Source organism: Kutzneria buriramensis (assembly GCF_003387475.1).
GTDB classification, from domain to species: Bacteria; Actinomycetota; Actinomycetes; order Mycobacteriales; family Pseudonocardiaceae; genus Kutzneria; species Kutzneria buriramensis.
The window spans coordinates 176,914-193,832 of the sequence record NZ_QUNO01000008.1 but is presented as its reverse complement, the minus strand read 5'-3'; the positions used below and the strand labels follow the sequence as shown (position 1 = coordinate 193,832).

The following is a 16,919-nucleotide window of genomic DNA, read 5'->3' as shown; positions in this document are numbered from 1 at the left end:
TCGGACAGGTTTCCCCTTTGTCGCGAACGGCTATCCTTCCGATCTCATGATCAGGGACTTCTTCGCGGGCATCGGCCTGCTGCTGCGGGGCTTCGGGATCGTGTTCCGGACGCCCCGGCTCCTGCTGCTCGGCGCGCTGCCGGCGGTGGTCGCCGGCGGGCTGCTGCTGGCGCTGGCGATCACCCTCGGCATCGTCGCGCCTGACCTGGTCACGTGGGCGACGCCGTTCGCCGACGGCTGGGACGCCACCTACCGCGAGCTGTTCCGGGACCTCATCGAGGTCGCCCTGGTGGTCGGGCTGGTCTTCCTGGGGCTGCTGGTGTTCGCGGCCGCCACGCTGGCCATCGGCGCTCCGTTCTACGAGTCGATCGCCCGCCGGGTCGAGAACCAGGTCGGCGGCGTGCCGGCCGAGGCCGACAACTCGTGGTGGACCGACACCCTGGACAACGCCAAGGTCGTCGGGGCCTCCGCGCTGCTGGCGATCCCGCTTTTCCTGATCGACCTGGTGCCGGTCTTCGGCGAGACCGCCGGCCCGGTGATCGGCATCTGCGTCAACGCGTGGCTGTTCGGGCTGGAGCTCGCCGTCGTGCCCTTCGCGCGGCGGGGCTTACCGCTGGAGGCCCGCCGGCACCTGCTCGGACAGCGCCGAGCCCTCGCCTTCGGCTTCGCCCTCCCGGCGTATCTCCTGTGCTTGGTGCCGTTGCTGGCCATCATCGTCATGCCGGCGGCAACCGCCGGCGGCACCCTCCTTGCCCACAGACTCCTCACCGAGCAGGCCGACCCCCGCGAGTCGCGCTCTCAGGCACCTCGAATGTAAGTCTCAGGCAGACCCCCGCGAGTCCCGCCCGGCGTCACACCGCAATGCGCTGTGGGGCAGAAGCGGGCTCCGAGTCGCAGTTCTGCACGAAACCTACATTCGGTGTGTCTGTGAGCGCGACTCGCCGGGGTTCACTCCTGGCCGCGGATTAGCTTGCGGAGCTTGGGGACGCGTTCGGAGAGGGCGCGTTCGTTGCCGCGGGTGGTGGGGGTGTAGTAGTCCCGGCCGATCAGGTCGTCGGGCGGGTACTGCTGCGTCACGACGCCCTCCGGCACGTCGTGCGGATACCGGTAGCCCTGGGCGTTGCCGAGCTTCTTCGCGCCCGCGTAGTGGCCGTCCCGCAGGTGCGCCGGCACCGTGCCGGCGGCGCCCTTGCGCACGTCCGCCAGCGCCGAGTCGATGGCGACGATGGTGGAGTTGGACTTGGGGGCGGTGGCGAGGTGGATCGCCGCCTGGGCCAGGTTGATCCGCGCCTCCGGCATGCCGATCAGCTGCACGGCCTGCGCCGCCGCCACGCACACCTGGATCGCCGTCGGGTCGGCCATGCCGACGTCCTCGCTGGCGTGCACGACGAGCCGGCGGGCGATGAACCGCGGGTCCTCCCCCGCCTCGATCATCCGGGCCAGATAGTGCAGCGTCGCGTCCACATCGGAGCCGCGGATGGACTTGATGAACGCGCTGATCACGTCGTAGTGCTGGTCGCCGTCACGGTCGTAGCGCACCGCCGCCTTGTCGACCGTCGCCTCCAGCGTGGCCAGGTCGATCACCTCCGCGCCGGTCGACGCCGCCGACTCGGCCGCCGCCTCCAACGCGGTCAGCGCCCGCCGGGCGTCGCCGCCGGCCAGCCGGACCAGATGCTCCTCCGCCTCCGGCGACAGCGTCGGCGAGCCGTTCAGGCCGCGCTCGTCCGTCACGGCCCGGCGGACGACCTCCCGCACGTCCTCGTCCGTGAGGGATTTCAGTTGCAGCACAAGGGATCGGGACAACAGCGGCGAGACCACCGAGAAGAACGGGTTCTCCGTGGTCGCCGCGACCAGCAGCACGATCCGGTCCTCCACCGCGCCCAGCAGGGCGTCCTGCTGCGTCTTGGAGAAGCGGTGCACCTCGTCGATGAACAGCACCGTCGCCTCGCCGCTGCGGCCCAGCCGCCGGCGCGCGTCGTTGATCACCTCGCGGACTTCCTTCACGCCCGCCGACAGCGCCGACAGCGCGACGAACCGGCGGCCGGTCGCCTGCGACACCAGCGTCGCCAGGGTGGTCTTGCCGGTGCCCGGCGGGCCGTACAGCATCACCGAGGCCGGCGCGGCGCCCTCCACCAGGCGGCGCAGCGGCGCGCCCGGGCCGAGCAGGTGCCCCTGGCCCACGACCTCGTCCAGCGACCGCGGGCGCATCCGCACCGCCAGCGGCGCGTTGGCCGCCAGCTGCGCCTTGCTCCGCTCCTCGACGTCGGCGCCGAACAGCCCGCCGTCGTACAAACCGTCGCTCATAGGTTCGACGTTACAACGCGCGCGCGTGTGAGATACTCGTTACCCGTGCCGTCAGCTTCCGTTCATCCGCGCGTCGTGCTGCTGGCCGGGCCCTCGGGTTCCGGCAAGTCCACCCTCGCCGCCCGCCTGGGCTGGCCGGTGCTGCGACTGGACGACTTCTACCGCGAGGGCACCGATCCGCTGCTGCCCCGCGACGCCGCCGGCCGGGTCGACTGGGACGACGACAACGCCTGGAACGCCGCCGACGCGCTGGCCGCCGTGGTCGAGTTGGCCACCACCGGCGAGGTCGCCGCGCCCGTCTACGTGCTCGGCGAGGACCGCCGGGTCGGCTGCCGCCGCGTCGAGCTCGGCGACTCGCCGCTGTTCTTCGCCGAGGGCCTGTTCGCCGACCGGCTCGTCGCCGGCTGCCGCGACGCCGGCGTGCTGGCCGACGCCCTCGTGCTCGCACCGTCCGCCGCCGCCACCTTCGTCCGCCGGCTCGTCCGGGACGTCGCCGAGGCCCGCAAGCCGCTGCCGCTGCTGCTGCGCCGGGGCATGCGGCTGTGGCGGGAGCAACCGTCCGTGGTGCGCCGCTGCCTCGACGCCGGCATGCGCCGCACCACCCCCGAACTGGCCGCCGCCGAACTGGCGGAGATCGCCACCGCCACCACTCCGTACGCCGCTTGACCTCCAGCACGGTCGAGGGCCTAGCGTCCGGGCCGTGATCGATGTCGACGGCTATCTCTCCCGAATCGGCGCCACCCGGCCGGCTGCCACCACCATCGACGGCCTGCGTGACCTCCAACGTCGGCATCTGGCGGCGGTTCCGTTCGAGAACCTGAGCGTCCATCTGCGGGAGCCGATCCGGCTGGAGTCGGAAGCCTTGGTGGACAAGGTGGTTCGGCGGCGTCGGGGCGGCATCTGCTACGAGCTCAACGGCGCGTTCGCCGCGTTGCTCACCGCGCTCGGCTACCGGGTGGAACTGCTGTCGGCACAGGTGTTCTCCGCGGACGGGGAGCCCGGACCGCCGGCCGACCACCTGGCGTTGCGGGTCGAGCTGGAGGAGCCGTGGCTGGTCGACGTCGGCTTCGGCCGCTTCAGCCGATTCCCGGTGAGCCTGACCGAGCGGGGCCCGCAGCACGACCCGGACGGCGAGTTCAAGATCGTCGAGGGCGACCTGGGCGTGCTCGACGTGTGGTGCGACGGCAGGGCCCAGTACCGCTTGGAGCCGACCCCGCGCCGCCTCAGCGACTTCGGACCGACCTGTTGGTATCACCAGACATCACCGGACTCGCCCTTCACCCGCAAGCTGACCTGCTCGCTGCCGACGCCGACCGGCCGCGTCACCTTGTCCGGCAGCAAGCTGATCCGCACCGACGGCAATCACCGGGTCGAGCGCGAGCTGACCGACGCCGAGGCGCTGGCCACCTACCGCGCTGTCTTCGGCATCACGCTCGACCAGCTGCCGACGAAGGCGTCCTTCTAGGAGGGAATCACCGCCACTGCGGTGATCTCCACCAGCTGTCCGGTGTAGCCGAGGAAGCTCACGCCCAGCAGCGTCGAGCTGTGCGGCCCGACCGTCAGCCCGGACGCCGTGACGACCTCCCAAACGGTGCTGAGATCCGAGGTCTGCTCGGCAACCACGTACACGGTGGTGTTGACGACGTGCTCGAGGTCGGTGCCGGCCTGGCGGAGCTGCTCGGACAGGTTGGTCAGCACCTGCTCGGCCTGACGGACGCGGTCGCCGGGCCCGACGAGGTTGCCGGCCGGGTCGAGCGGCACGCCGCCGGCGGTGAAGACGAGGCGCTCCCCCGCCTCGACGACGACGCTGTGGGAGTAGCTGGGCGGCGGGAACAGTGCGGGGGCGACGCGGTGGGTGGCCATCCGCCGTTCCTACCGTAAACGACCACCGACCACTGAACGGTTTTCAGATGTTGCGGTCCGGCCAGTACGGCAGACGCAGCACCTTCTTGAGGATCTTGCCGGTGGCGTTGCGCGGCATCTCCTCGACGATGTCGATGGTCCGCGGCACCTTGTAGCCGGCGAGCCGCTCCCGGGCGAAGGCGACCAGCTTCTCGGGGTCGACGACCTGCCCGTCGGCGGCCTGCACGACGGCCTTGACGGACTCGCCCCAGTGGTCGTCGGGCACGCCGATGACGGCGACGTCGGCGACGGACGGGTGCTCGGCGAGCACCCGCTCCACCTCGGGCGAGTACACGTTCTCGCCGCCGGTGATGATCATGTCCTTGACCCGGTCCACGATGTACACGTACCCGCACTCGTCGCGCCGGCCGATGTCGCCGGTGCGCAGCCAGCCGTCGGCGGTGATCGTCTCGGCGGTGGCCTCCGGCTGCCCGAGGTAGCCGACCATGGTCTGCGGTGTGCGGAACCAGAGCTCGCCGACCTCGGCGTCCTCCAGCAGCGCGGGGTCGACGATCCGGAGCTCGGCGCCGTCGAAGGGCCGGCCGGCGGAGGTGAGCCGCTCGGCGTGGTCGGGGTCGCGGTGGTCCTCGGGGCTGAGCACGGTGATCGCGCCGGCCATCTCGGTCATGCCGTACACCTGCACGAACTCGGTGTCGGGACACGCGGCCATGGCCGCCCGCAGCAGCGGCAGCGGCATCGGCGACGCCCCGTAGATCAGCCGCTTGAGCCGCCCGAACGCGGCGATGGCTGGCTGCCCGGCGGCCATCACGCCGGCGACGACGGCGGGCACCAGGAAGGCATGGGTGCAGCCCTGTGCGATGGCCCCGAGCAGCGCGGGACCGGTGGGCTCGCGCAGCAGCGTGGACGGAACGCCCTCGAGAAAGCCGGACAGGGCGTAGCAGGAGCCGCCGACGTGGAACAGCGGCATCGCGACCAGGCTGCGCGAACCGGCGTCGATGGGCAGCGCGGCCTGGCTGTTGCGGGCATGGGCGAGCACGTTGGCGTGGCTGAGCAGCACGCCCTTGGGCCGCCCGGTGGTGCCGGAGCTGTACATGACCAACGCGGGATCGCCGGGAGCCGCCTCGGGCTGGATGCCGACGGGCTCGGCCTCGCCGATCAGGCTCTCGTACTCGCTGAGCAGCACGGTGGTGGGCAGGTCGGCGATGCCGGCGACGCCGGGCAGCAGGTCGTCGGCGACGAACAGCACCCGGGCGCCGGAGTCGCGCACGACGTAGTCGAGCTCGTCGGGGGCGAGCCGCCAGTTGAAGATGGCGGTGGCCGCGCCGAGCGAGCCGGCGCCGAGCACGACCTCCAGGCACGAGAGGTTGTTCCGGTCGAGGTAGGCGACCCGGTCGCCGGGCCCGACGCCGGCGGTCCGCAGCGCGCCGGCGACGCGGCGGATTCGGTCCCGCCACTGCGACCAGGTGTGGCTGACGCCCTCGTAGCTGATCGCCTCGGCGTCGGGCGTGGCCTCTGCCCAGTGCTCGACGAGATCGGGAAGCAGCCGCGCCTGTGCAGTCATGACGTGACTTTCGCACCGCCGCAACGCCGAGGCAATCACCTGGAGTCGGGATACCGGAAACCCTCGCCCGATTACCCGAACGGCGAGTGGTCGGGTGCGCACACCGTTCCGACAGCGGGCAGGTGCACCCGGAAGAAGTAGGCGTTCACGGCGTCGTCGATGCACTGGCTGTGACCGAGCGAGCCGTGCCCGAACGAGTCGAGCGTCAGCAGCCGGGCGTTCCCGAGATCCCTGGCGGTGCGCTGCGCGCCGTCGTACGGGGTCTCGGGATCGCCCTGCCTGTTGCCGACCAGCAGCACGGTGTGCGCGGTGTGGCGGTCCCACGGGCCGGCGTAGCGGTCGGCATCCTCGGACGGGAACCGCACGCAGGGCAGCGACAGGTAGGTGAAGAACGGCCCGAAGCCCCGCGCGCGGAGATCCGTCGCGGCGGCGTAGCGCGGCCACACCGACGGATCGGACGGGTTGGTGGCATCGGCGCACTGGGTCGCGCCGCCGGCGAGGAGGTTGTCGGCGGGGGTCGTGATCGGCGTGGATTCCGCTTGCACGGCAACGGCATCGGAGGTGCCCAGCGCTTGCAGGAAGCGTGCGAGCACCGGGGAGTTGTCGGCGTCGGTCAGGTACTCGATGGTCCGCACGATGGCGTCCTGGTAGCGAATCGTGACGGGCTGCCCGTTGTCGGGGTCGGTGATCGTCACGGGCCCGGCGGCGAGCCGGTCCAGCACACGGTCGAACTTGGCGGACAGGTCGCCGCCGGGCTCCCGGAAGGCGCAGCGCGCGTCGGCGGCACAGGCCGTGAGGAAGGAGTGCAGCGCCTGCTCGGTGCCGAGGTCGGCGGCGAGCCGCACGCTGAACGGCACGTTCGCGTCGGCCGGGTGGTAGCCGGTGAACCAGTTCACCGGATCGTCGACGGCGTCGAGCACGACGGCCCGCACCCGGTCCGGGAACAGGTTGGCGTACGTCTCCCCCAGCACCGTGCCGTACGACAGGCCGTAGTACGACAGCGTCGATTCGCCGACGGCGGCCCGCAGCCGGTCGAGGTCCCGGGCGACGTTCGCCGTGGACATGTGGTTGATCAGCGGTCCGGCGTTCTGCCCACACCACTGGTCGATGGTCAGCGCGTCGGCGATCTGCCGTTGGGCCTGGTCCGGGGTGGTCGGGAACTGGCCGGCGACCCGTTGCAGCACGGCCAGCTGGTCGGGCGAGGCGAAGCAGTGCAGGGGCGTGCTCGCCCCCACCCCGCGCGGGTCGAAGCCGACGAGGTCGAACCGCTGGTGCAGCGCGGCCGTCAGCACGGGCGGGATCCGCCCGGGATTGCCCGGGCCGCCGGGGTTGTAGAAGATCGTGCCGATCTTGTGGGCCTGGTCGGCGGCCGGCAAGCGCCCGACAGCCATCTGGATCTGCGCTCCGTCGGGATCCGGGTAGGACATGGGCACGGTCAGGTCCGCGCACTGGTAGTCGGCGAGCGGCAGCGCGCCGGCCGGCACCGGGGTGTCGGCCGGACACGCTTGCCAGGTCAGGTGTTGCCGCGTCGCCTGTGCGTCGGTCGGGATCATGACGGCCGCCAACGCGGCGGCCGTCACCGCCGCCAGGACACGTTTAGCGTTACGGGACATGGGTTTCAGCCTGGCCGGATCGGACGGCGAAGGCATTGGCCCCAGAACCCCGGTCGGGGTGGGGCTAGGCCCCCAGTTCGCCGAGGAGACGCCAGGTGCGCTCCTGGTCCTCGGCCGCGGCGAAGGCGCTGGACACCACGACTTCCGTCGCACCGGCGTCGAAGTGCTCGCGGATCGCAGCCGCGACAAGCCTTTCATCGCCGATGGCGGCGAGCTCGACTCCGCTGGTGAAGCCACCGAGCCGCAGAACCCTTTGGTAGGAAGGGAACTGGTCCAGGAAGGCGATCTGCTTGGCGGCGCGTTCCCGCGTCGCGTCGACGTCGGCGGTGACGGCGGCGTTGATCATCGCGACGACTCGGGGCGCGGGTCGCCCGGCGGCGGCGCGCTCCAGCGGCGGCACGATGTGCTCGGCCAGCACCTTCGGCCCGGCGAGCAGCGGCAGCGTGCCGTCGGCGAGCTCACCGGTGACCCGCAGGGCCTGCGGGCCCATGGCGGCCACCAGGATCGGCGTCGGGGACGCGCCGGGCAGCGCCGCCGGCATCGGGGTGACGGCGGTGATCAACTCGCCGCGGTGATCGCTCCCACCGGTGTCGAGATACTGCCGCAGCGCTGTGAGGAACTCCCGCAGCAGCGCGATCGGTCGGTCGGCCCGGACGCCGAAGGTCGCCTCCACCAGCGGTCCGGCGCCGAGGCCGAGCCCGAGGTGGAAGCGACCGCCGGTGGCCGCCTGCGCGGTCTGCGCCTGCGCGCCGACCAGCAGCGGATGCCGTCCGTAGACCGGGATCGCCGACGTGCCGACGTGCAGCCCCGGCACCTCGCGGCCGACCGTGGCCGCCAGCGCCGCCGCGTCGTAGTCGAACCGCTGCCCGAACCACGCCGACCGCACGCCGGCGGCGGCCGCCTTCCTCGCCTTGTCGACGATCGCGTCGACGTAGTTGTCCACCCCTGCCGGAGCCTGCAACGAGATTCCGATGCCCATGGGGTCGACCGTAGCAGATACGGACCGGCGGTCCGCCTCCGTTCAGAGCAGCCGGGCCAGCGCCGCGAGGACCAGCTCCGCGCGCTCCTGACGGGCGTTGTGCCCCATCAACCCGATGCGCCACACGGATTGCGCGTACGCCCCCGCGCCGGCGCCGATCTCGATGTCGTACTCGGTGAGCAGGCGGTGCCGGACCTTCGCCGAGTCGACGCCGTCCGGCACCTTCACGGTGGTCAGCTCCGGCAGGCGGTGGTTCTCCGCCGCGAACAGCTCGAGCCCGAGCTCCTGGAGGCCGGTCTGGAGGCGCTCGCCGGCGGCGCGGTGACGTTCGAAGACGGCGTCCAGACCCTCCTCCAGGACGCGGCCGAGGCCGGCGTGCAGGGAGGCGATCATCGCGGTGGGGGCAGTGTGGTGGTAGGTGCGGCCGCCGGTCGCGTTGCCGGAGACGTAGTCGCCGATGAGGCCCAGGTCGAGGTACCACGTGGGCGGCGTGGGATTGCGGTGCCGCCAGGCGCGTTCGGACACCGTGAACGGGGCGAGACCGGGGGCGACGCCGATGCACTTCTGGGTGCCGGCGTAGCCGATGTCGATGCCCCACTCGTCGGCGGCGACCTCGATGCCGGCGAGCGAGGTGACGCAGTCGGCGATGAGCAGGGCGTCGGGGTTGCGGTCGTGCACGGCCCGGCCGAGGGCGGCGATGTCGGAGCGGACGCCGGTGGAGGTCTCGGCGTGCACGGCGGCGACGATGTCGGGATCGGGGTGCGCGTCGAGGATCTTGTCAGTGTCGACGGGCTGGCCCCACGTGTGCTCCACCGGAATGACGGTGGCGCCGTAGCGGGTGGCGACGTCGACCATGCGCTGACCGAACAGGCCGTTGACGGCGACGACCGCAGTGGTTCGCCCCGGGTGCACGGCGTTGGCGAAGGCCGCCTCCATGCCGATGGAGCCGGTGCCGGACAGCGGCAGCGTGCGGCGGTTCGTCGTGCCCCACACGGTCCGGAGGCGGTCGCACGTCTCGTCCAGGACCCGGAGGAATTCGGGGTCCAGGTGGCCGAGCAGCGGGGCGGCCAGGGCGGCGGTGGCCTCCGGGTACGGGTTGCAGGGGCCAGGGCCCAGCAGGATGCGGTCGATCAGCGACATGGGGTGGACAGTAGTCAGAAGCCGGCCAGGCCGTTGGGGGTTCCCACGCCGGTTGGCCCGTCCCAGCCCTTGCCGGCCATGCAGAGCTGGGACTGGCAGGCGTGCGGCGGCCCGTTCTGGCCGAGGGTGACGTCGGTGAAGGCGCCGGCGGGGGCGGCGTACAGGGTGTTGGGGCCGTCGACCCGGGAGGTGTGGCCGGCGCGGGCGTACATGGCGGCGATGATCGGGGCGGCGGCGCTGGTGCCGCCGGCGACGAACCAGCCGCCGACGTCGTACGAGTTGTAGACGGCGACGCCGGTGCCGGGGTCGGAGACGGCGGAGACGTCGGTGGTGGCGCGGTGGCCGGCGCACAGGGCGGCGACGGCGGCGGGTTGGCCGTGCGCGGCGGGGAGGTCGGTCTCGCAGCTGCTGCCGGCGCCGTCCCACGAGGTGGCAGTGAAACCGTTGCCCGACATGTACAACGCCGTGCCGCCGACGGCGATGACACCGGGCAGGTTCTGCGGCCAGTAGCCGTGCACGCTGCCCTCGTAGCCGGAATCTCCTGACGACGCCACGAAAGCGATGCCGGGATGGGCGAACACGGTGCTGACGGAGCCGGCGTTGATGTCCTTGGTGGACGGATAGCCGAAGCTCATGCTGACGGCCGAGGCGCCCAGGCGGGTGGCGACGTCGACGGCGCGGGCGATGTCCGGCACCGACTGGGCGGAGCCGTGCGCGGACGTCAGGTAGAAGTCGCGGGTGGGGGCCTGCACCAGGGCGATCTTGCACGAGGGGCAGGCGGCGGAGACCATCTCCACGTCCAGGGCGGTCTCGACGGACAGCTCCTTCTCCAGGTCGGAGCCGTCCGGCACGATCGGCGGCCCGCCCTGGTAGTCGACGACCTCGAGGCAGCCGTTCGCCTTGGTGCACGGGGAGAGCTTGAACCGGCTCCGGTACGTGGCGAGGTCGGACTCCAGCGCGGGATAGCCGCCGCCGTCGATGATCGCGACGGTGCCGGCCACTCCCACCGACGCGTCGGGCAGGTGGTAGGCGGACGCGAGTTCGCCGGCCGAGTACCCGATGGGAATGGTGGTGGCGAGCGGCGTCTTGGAGCCCGGCGAGACGGTGACGACCTCGGAATCGCAGACGTCACAGGTGGGGACCACGCCGTGGCTCTCCAGCAGGGTCCCGTTCGTCACGAGCTGGTGCAGCGATGTCGTGTCGGGCTGGACGTAGGGCGCGAGCAGCAGCAGAGCGGCGGCCGCCGCCTTTATCCCGATCACCTGTGACCTCCCGAACACCGTGCGTGACCTCATCCTGCGGACAACCGCCCGGCTCCGCGCTTCCAATCCATCCGTGTATCCGATACATTTTTGTATCGTGACGACACCGAAGCGGGTGACGAAGCGCCGCGGCGAGACCCGCCAGCGGCTGCTCGACGCGGCGCTGGAGGTGTTCGCCGAGCAGGGCTTCGGCCGCTCCACGGTGGAGCAGGTGTGCGACCGCGCCGGCTACACGCGCGGCGCCTTCTACTCGAACTTCGCCTCGCTGGACGACCTGTTCCTGGCCATGTGGGAGCAGCGGTCGACGGAGCTGATCGACGGCCTGCGCGAGGCGCTCGCCACGATGGACACGGCCCGCGTCAAGGACGTTCGCGGCGTGGTGGAGCTGGTGACGCCGGCGGTGCCGGTGCACGACCGCTGGTACCGCATCACCGCCGAGTTCACCGCCCACGCGCTGCGCAACCCGGCCCTGCGCAGCGTCATGAAGACCCGGGAGGAGGCCATCGGCGGGGCGATCACCCCGGTGGTCGCCGCCCTGCTGGCCAAGATCGGCCGAGAAACACCCGATCAGGTGGCGTTGGGGCAGGCGCTGGTCGCCGTGCACGACGGCACTGCGGTGCAATGCCTGCTGGAACCGGACAACCCCGCCGTGTGGCGGCGCCGCGCCGACCTGTTCGAACGGGTCCTCACGGCCTACAGCATCGAAACCGGAGGACGGACATGACATTCGAGCCGGACGTCATCGTGGTCGGCGCGGGCCTGGCCGGCCTGGTCGCCACGCACGAGCTGGTGCTGGCCGGCCGCCGCGTGCTGGTGCTCGACCAGGAGAACCGCAACAACCTGGGCGGCCAGGCGTTCTGGTCGCTGGGCGGGCTGTTCTTCGTGGACAGCCCGGAGCAGCGCCGGATGGGCGTCAAGGACTCCTACGAGCTGGCCTGGCAGGACTGGCAAGGCTCCGCCGGCTTCGACCGCGACCAGGAGGATCACTGGGGCCGGCAGTGGGCGCAGGCCTACGTCCGCTTCGCGGCCGGCGAGAAGCGCCAGTACCTGCACGACCTGGGCCTGCGGGTGACGCCGCTGGTGGGCTGGGCCGAGCGCGGCGGCGGCCCGGCCGACGGCCACGGCAACTCGGTGCCCCGCTTCCACCTGACCTGGGGCACCGGGCCCGAGGTGGTGCGGGTGTTCCAGGAACCCGTGCTGAACGGGGAGAAGCGCGGCCTGGTCGAGTTCGCGTTCCGGCACCAGGTGGACGAGATCGTCGTCGAGGACGGCGCGGCGGTCGGCGTGCGCGGCACCGTGCTGGAGGAGACCGACCTGGAGCGCGGCAAGGCCTCCTCGCGGACCAAGGTGGGCGACTTCGAGTTCCGGGCCCGGGCGGTCGTCGTGACCTCCGGCGGCATCGGGCACAACCACGAGCTGATCCGCAAGAACTGGCCGACCGACCGGATGGGCCCGGCCCCGCGGACGATGATCTCCGGCGTGCCGGCGCACGTGGACGGCCGCATGATCGCGATCAGCGAGGCGGCCGGCGCGAACATCGTCAACCGCGACCGGATGTGGAACTACACCGAGGGCATCCACAACTGGAACCCGATCTGGCCCGACCACGCCATCCGGATCATCCCCGGCCCGTCCTCGCTGTGGTTCGACGCGACCGGCAGGCGGCTGCCCTCGCCCAACTTCCCGGGCTTCGACACCAACGGCACGATGAAGGCCATCCTGGCCACCGGCCACGACTACTCGTGGTTCGTGCTGACGCAGTCGATCATCGAGAAGGAGTTCGCGCTGTCGGGCTCCGAGCAGAACCCGGACATCACCGGCAAGGACCTCAAGCTCACCCTGACCGGCCGGCTGGGCAAGGGCGCGCCTGGCCCGGTGGAGGCGTTCAAGGAGCACGGCGTCGACTTCGTCGTCTCGGACAACCTGCGCGACCTGGTGGACGGCATGAACAAGCTGTCCCGCGGCCCGCAGATCGCCCACGACGAGCTGGAGCGGCAGATCAAGGCCCGCGACCGCGAGGTCCGCAACGCCTACTCCAAGGACCTCCAGCTGATGGCCGTCGGCAACGCCCGCCGCTACCTCGGCGACAAGCTGGCCCGGGTGGCATCGCCGCACCGCATCCTCGACCCGGCGCACGGCCCGCTGATCGCGGTCCGGCTGAACATCCTCACCCGCAAGACGCTCGGCGGCCTCCAGACCAATCTCGACTCGCAGGTGATCCGGCCGGACGGTTCGGCGTTCCCCGGCCTGTACGCGGCGGGCGAGGTGGCCGGATTCGGCGGCGGCGGTGTGCACGGTTACAACGCCCTGGAGGGCACATTCCTGGGCGGCTGCATCTTTTCCGGCCGGGCCGCCGGCCGGGCGCTGGGGAAAAAGCTGACCTGACGTGAGACAATTGCGGCGGGCGATATGAATCATATCGCCCGCCGCAATTCATCGGTGAATCAGAATCCGGCGAGGCCGTTCGGCACCCCGACGCCGGTCGGCGCGTCCCAGCCCTTCTGCGCGACGCAGAGGGCGGGCGTCGCGGTCGGGCAGACGTGCGCCGGGGCGTTCTGGCCCAGGGTCACGTCGGTGAACGCGCCTGCGGGCGCGGTGTAGAGGGTGTTCGGGCCCATCACCTGGGAGGTGTGGCCGCCCCTCGCGTACAGGCCGGCGACGAACGGCGAGGACGCACTGGTCCCGCCGACCACGATCCAGTTGAGGGGCTGGCCGGTGAACGGCGCGTACGTCTCGTAGACGGCGACGCCGGTGTTCGGGTCGGCGACCGCGGCCACGTCGGAGGACGCGCGGTGGCCGCCGCAGTTGGCGCTCACCGACGGCGGCGCGCCGATCGCCGCCGGCAGGTCGGTCTCGCAGCCGCTGCCGGCCCCGCCCCACACGATGTCGGTGAAGCTGTCGCCGTTCTGGAGCAGCGACGTGCCGCCGACGGAGACCACCCACGGCAGGTTCTGCGGCCAGCCGGTGTGCACGTTGCCCTCGTAGCCGCCGTCGCCGGAGGACGCGAGGACCGCCATGCCCGGGTGGAACAGGTCGCGGCCGGCCTGCCCGAACTCGACGTCGGTGTCGCTCGGGTACTGGTAGCTCATGCTGACCGCCGAGGCGCCCAGCGCGCCGGCGGTGTTCACCGCGGTGCCGAAGTCGGCCATCGCGGCGTCGAGGTGGGCCTTGTCGCCGTTGAGCGCGTCCTCGATGGGCAGCTGGAGCTCGACCAGCTTGCACGACGGGCAGGCCGCGGACGCCATGTCGACGTCGAGGGCGGTCTCCACCGCGACCTCTTCTTCGTACAGGTTGTCCGGGAACGTGGTGGCCGGCGGCAGCGCGGGGCCGCCGTGCATGTCGGCCGTCTTCAGGCAACCGCTTGCCACCGTGCAGGCCGGCAGGCCGTACTGGGCGCGGTAGGCGTTGACGTCGGCTTCCAGGTTGGGGTACGCGCCGGCGTCGATGATCGCGATGGTGCCGGTGGCGCCGGCCGCGGCGGCGGGCAGGTGGTAGGCGGCGGCGAGGTCGTCGGCGCCGTAGCCGGCCGGAACCGTGGTCGACAGGGGTGTCTTCGACCCGGGTGCGGCGGTGACCACCTGCGCCTGACAGAACGCGCAGGCCTTCGTGGTGCCGTGCGACTTCAGCAGGGTGCCGTTGTGCACCTGGGCGCGCAGCGACTGGACCTGGGGTGTGACGACGTGCGGGTTGCCGGCCGCGGTGGCGGCAGGCGCGAATGCGGTCAGCGCGGCCACCACGGCCGCGCCCACGCCGAGCAGGGCAGATCTGGTGAACGATCCCGACACAAGTCCTCCTGAAATGGAAGAACATGGACCAACATCGGGAGCGTACCCATAGAAATGCGACCGTGACGGTTACTAACTATTCACGGAATTCTCTTGTGAATAATTACCCCAAGTGGCCCACGACGAATGTCGTGAATCGCCGATTACCGTCCGGTAGAGGACCGTGAAGGCATAAGGAACCAGATCCGAACCACGTCGCCAAAGCCAGGGAATGCCCTTGAACACCAGCCACGCCACGTGCTGCCAGGCGGCGATCGTGGCGCCGCCGGCGCACACCATGCTCACCGGCTCCGCGACCGCGCAGCCCGCCAGCTCCAGCTCGTCGGCGAAGCCCTGCGCCAGCATCCGGTGCCCCAGCTCGGACGGGTGCAGCCGGTCCACGCTCCACGCCGACAGGTCGTAGGCGCCGGGCAGCGTGTCCAGGTCGACGCAGCCGATACCGCGGGCCAGCACCACGGAGCGGATCACCGCGTTCAGCTCGTCCACCCGGCGACGCAGCGCCCGCCGCAGCGAGGCCGGCAGCCGGAACACCCGGGCGTGATCGTGATAGCTGGCCAGCACCACCACCGCGCCCACGTCCAGCAGCTTGCCCACCACGTGGTCGAGGTCGGCGCGCAGCTGCTCGGGATCGAAGTCGGAACGCATGGTGTCGTTCATGCCGGCGACCACCACCACCGCGTCCGGGCGCAGCGCCGCCGCCAGCGGCAGCTGCTCGTGCCGCACCGTGCCGATCCGGGCCCCCGTGCGGGACAGGTTCGTCAGATCGCAGCCACCGAGCGCGTCCGCCAGCAGCGGACCGAACCCGCGCCAGCGACCCCCCGGCAGCGGATCACCGAGACCGACACTCGTCGAGTCCCCCAGGACGACGAGCCGCCCGACCACGCGGGGGGCGGGCACGCTCTCCGACACAGCCTGCTGAACCGTCACCCGTCCACGATCACCCGCGGACAATCACTCCCGGTGATGGTCACATGGCGGGCGGAGGACGGGCGGACGAACAGTGCTGTTTGGCGCCGCCTCCGAGGAGCCGCGAGGCCCCGCCGGTGCTTCGCACGGCCGGGGGCGAGGCACCGGCCCCGAAGGGGCCGAGCCCCCGCCCGGAACGGGCGGCAAGAACTCAGCTGAAGGCCGGGAACAGCGGGAGGTGCGCCGCCTCCGCGCCGAACTGGGCGGCGATCGCGGTGGCCACCTGCTCGGCGTGCTCGGCGAGCGCGGGCTGCTTGGCGCGGGCGGCGTCGTCACGCAGCCGCTGCCACCGCGCGTGCAGGGCGCTGCTGCGCCGGGGCGAGGCGAGGCGGTTGGTGATCGGCCCGTCCGGCACGCCCGGCCGCGGCAGGTACATCCACGTCGACAGCCACACCCACAGCAGCTGGCCGTGCAGCAGCTTGGGCATGAGCACGTCGTCGTCGTCCAGGTCGGGGAACACCGGGCTGACCTCGGCCCGCCAGGCCGCGACCATCGCCTCGGTCATGCCGTTGGGCAGCCGGAACGAACAGCCGCACAGCGGAAAAGGGATGCGCAGCGCGGCGGCGTCCAGCGCCACGTCCCGCACGCACCCACCCTCGAAGTCCAGGACCCGCAGGCCCTTGCCGGTGATCAGGTTGTTGTCCGCGCAGGCGTCGGACGGGCTGAACGCCCGGTGCTGGGCGCTGCTCAGCAGCCGGCCGCCCTCGTGGGCAAGGGCCAACGCCTCGTCGCCGACGCTCACGCCGAGCACCTCGCGCAGCAGGTCCGGCAGCTCGGCCAGCGCCACCTTGGCCCGGCGCGCCACGGGATCCTGGCCCGGCCGGCCGCCGAGCCGGCGGGTCAGCGCGTCGAAGTCGGCCTCGCGGCCGGCGGTCGTGGCGTGCAGCCGGCCCAGCGCGCGGGCCCACGCCAGCAGCGCGCGCTCGGCGCCGCGGGCGTCATGCTCCAGCAGCTTGTCGGCCAGCGTCGGGGCGCGGCCCAGGTCCTCGAGCACGATCAGCCGCTTGGCGCCGTCGTGCGCGATCAGCTCGGGGCACATCCGGTCGTCGCCGCCCAGCGCCGTGAAGAGCTGGTAGCTGACGGCCTCGTGCGGAAAGGGGTCCACCAGCTCGCCGATCGGCGGCTCGGTGTAGCTCTTGACGACCAGCGTCTTCGGCAGCGAGAACGGCGTCGAGGCCACCCGCACCCGCAGCACGGTGGCCTTGCCGCTGCCGCGAAGGTCCTCGGGGTCCGCCAGTCTGATCGACGCCCCGAAACGCCTCGTGAGCACTGATTCGGCGGCCGCGACGGTCGCCAGGACCTCGTTGTCCGCTGCCCCGGCGGCGTTGGCGGGGCCAGCGGTGGTCTCCACGCTCATCCCTTCCGACCCTACTCCTTCGAGTGCACAGCACGTCCACACGATCGGCACAATCGACTACCCGGAGCAGTCGGCTGCGCTGTCATGTT

At 71.8% G+C, this 16,919-nt stretch carries 15 protein-coding genes; 5 read left to right on the top strand and 10 right to left on the bottom strand.

The genetic code is table 11. The annotated features are described in order from the left end of the window. The first annotated feature begins 46 nt into the window (after positions 1-46). On the top strand, positions 47-817 hold the full coding sequence (locus BCF44_RS24225; protein ID WP_116176649.1) for an EI24 domain-containing protein: 771 nt from the start codon (positions 47-49) through the stop codon (positions 815-817). Between the two features lie 131 nt (positions 818-948). Here BCF44_RS24225 and BCF44_RS24220 read toward each other — a convergent pair whose 3' ends face one another. After that, positions 949-2,304 carry a replication-associated recombination protein A gene (locus tag BCF44_RS24220; protein ID WP_116176648.1) on the bottom strand — a complete coding sequence of 452 codons (1,356 nt, stop codon included), beginning with the start codon at positions 2,302-2,304 and terminating at the stop codon, positions 949-951. 45 nt (positions 2,305-2,349) lie between these two features. Here BCF44_RS24220 and BCF44_RS24215 point away from each other — a divergent pair, with 45 nt between their 5' ends. Further along, on the top strand, positions 2,350-2,970 hold the full coding sequence (locus BCF44_RS24215) for a uridine kinase family protein (protein WP_246015492.1): 621 nt from the start codon (positions 2,350-2,352) through the stop codon (positions 2,968-2,970). 34 nt (positions 2,971-3,004) lie between these two features. Next, complete coding sequence (locus tag BCF44_RS24210; protein ID WP_342775638.1) at positions 3,005-3,769, top strand: arylamine N-acetyltransferase family protein; 765 nt, start codon at positions 3,005-3,007, stop codon at positions 3,767-3,769. Here BCF44_RS24210 and BCF44_RS24205 read toward each other — a convergent pair. The 6 genes from BCF44_RS24205 to BCF44_RS24180 all read right to left on the bottom strand — a co-directional run bounded on the left by BCF44_RS24205 (position 3,766) and on the right by BCF44_RS24180 (position 10,722). Then, positions 3,766-4,167, bottom strand: coding sequence for a RidA family protein (locus BCF44_RS24205; protein WP_116176646.1), 402 nt, complete (start codon positions 4,165-4,167; stop codon positions 3,766-3,768). The genes BCF44_RS24210 and BCF44_RS24205 overlap by 4 nt on opposite strands. 43 nt (positions 4,168-4,210) lie before the next feature. Next, on the bottom strand, positions 4,211-5,728 hold the full coding sequence (locus BCF44_RS24200) for a long-chain-fatty-acid--CoA ligase (RefSeq protein ID WP_116176645.1): 1,518 nt from the start codon (positions 5,726-5,728) through the stop codon (positions 4,211-4,213). A 71-nt stretch (positions 5,729-5,799) separates the two neighbouring features. Continuing rightward, the gene (locus BCF44_RS24195; RefSeq protein ID WP_116176644.1) at positions 5,800-7,341 is read right to left on the bottom strand and encodes an alpha/beta fold hydrolase; all 1,542 of its coding nucleotides are present in this window, start codon (positions 7,339-7,341) and stop codon (positions 5,800-5,802) included. 64 nt (positions 7,342-7,405) lie between these two features. Further along, a complete protein-coding gene (locus BCF44_RS24190; protein ID WP_116176643.1) occupies positions 7,406-8,320 on the bottom strand; it encodes a TIGR03564 family F420-dependent LLM class oxidoreductase in 915 nt (304 codons plus the stop codon). A 42-nt stretch (positions 8,321-8,362) separates the two neighbouring features. Then, positions 8,363-9,460, bottom strand: coding sequence for a pyridoxal-phosphate-dependent aminotransferase family protein (locus BCF44_RS24185; protein ID WP_116176642.1), 1,098 nt, complete (start codon positions 9,458-9,460; stop codon positions 8,363-8,365). A 14-nt stretch (positions 9,461-9,474) separates the two neighbouring features. After that, positions 9,475-10,722 carry a S53 family peptidase gene (locus BCF44_RS24180; protein WP_170217714.1) on the bottom strand — a complete coding sequence of 416 codons (1,248 nt, stop codon included), beginning with the start codon at positions 10,720-10,722 and terminating at the stop codon, positions 9,475-9,477. 97 nt (positions 10,723-10,819) lie between these two features. Here BCF44_RS24180 and BCF44_RS24175 point away from each other — a divergent pair, with 97 nt between their 5' ends. Together BCF44_RS24175 and BCF44_RS24170 are read left to right on the top strand one after the other, a co-directional pair. Then, on the top strand, positions 10,820-11,446 hold the full coding sequence (locus tag BCF44_RS24175; RefSeq protein ID WP_246015489.1) for a TetR/AcrR family transcriptional regulator: 627 nt from the start codon (positions 10,820-10,822) through the stop codon (positions 11,444-11,446). Then, positions 11,443-13,107: an FAD-binding dehydrogenase gene (locus BCF44_RS24170; RefSeq protein WP_116176639.1), complete on the top strand. Its 1,665-nt coding sequence runs from the start codon at positions 11,443-11,445 to the stop codon at positions 13,105-13,107. Before BCF44_RS24175 ends, BCF44_RS24170 begins: the two co-directional genes overlap by 4 nt. 59 nt (positions 13,108-13,166) lie before the next feature. Here BCF44_RS24170 and BCF44_RS24165 read toward each other — a convergent pair whose 3' ends face one another. The 3 genes from BCF44_RS24165 to BCF44_RS24155 form a co-directional block, all read right to left on the bottom strand. Further along, positions 13,167-14,507, bottom strand: a complete 1,341-nt coding sequence (locus BCF44_RS24165; RefSeq protein WP_116176638.1) for a S8/S53 family peptidase — start codon at positions 14,505-14,507, stop codon at positions 13,167-13,169. Positions 14,508-14,579: 72 nt separating this feature from the next. After that, positions 14,580-15,434, bottom strand: a complete 855-nt coding sequence (locus BCF44_RS24160) for an SGNH/GDSL hydrolase family protein (protein WP_116176637.1) — start codon at positions 15,432-15,434, stop codon at positions 14,580-14,582. A 190-nt stretch (positions 15,435-15,624) separates the two neighbouring features. Next, positions 15,625-16,830: a hypothetical protein gene (locus BCF44_RS24155; RefSeq protein ID WP_116176636.1), complete on the bottom strand. Its 1,206-nt coding sequence runs from the start codon at positions 16,828-16,830 to the stop codon at positions 15,625-15,627. Positions 16,831-16,919 lie beyond the last annotated feature (89 nt).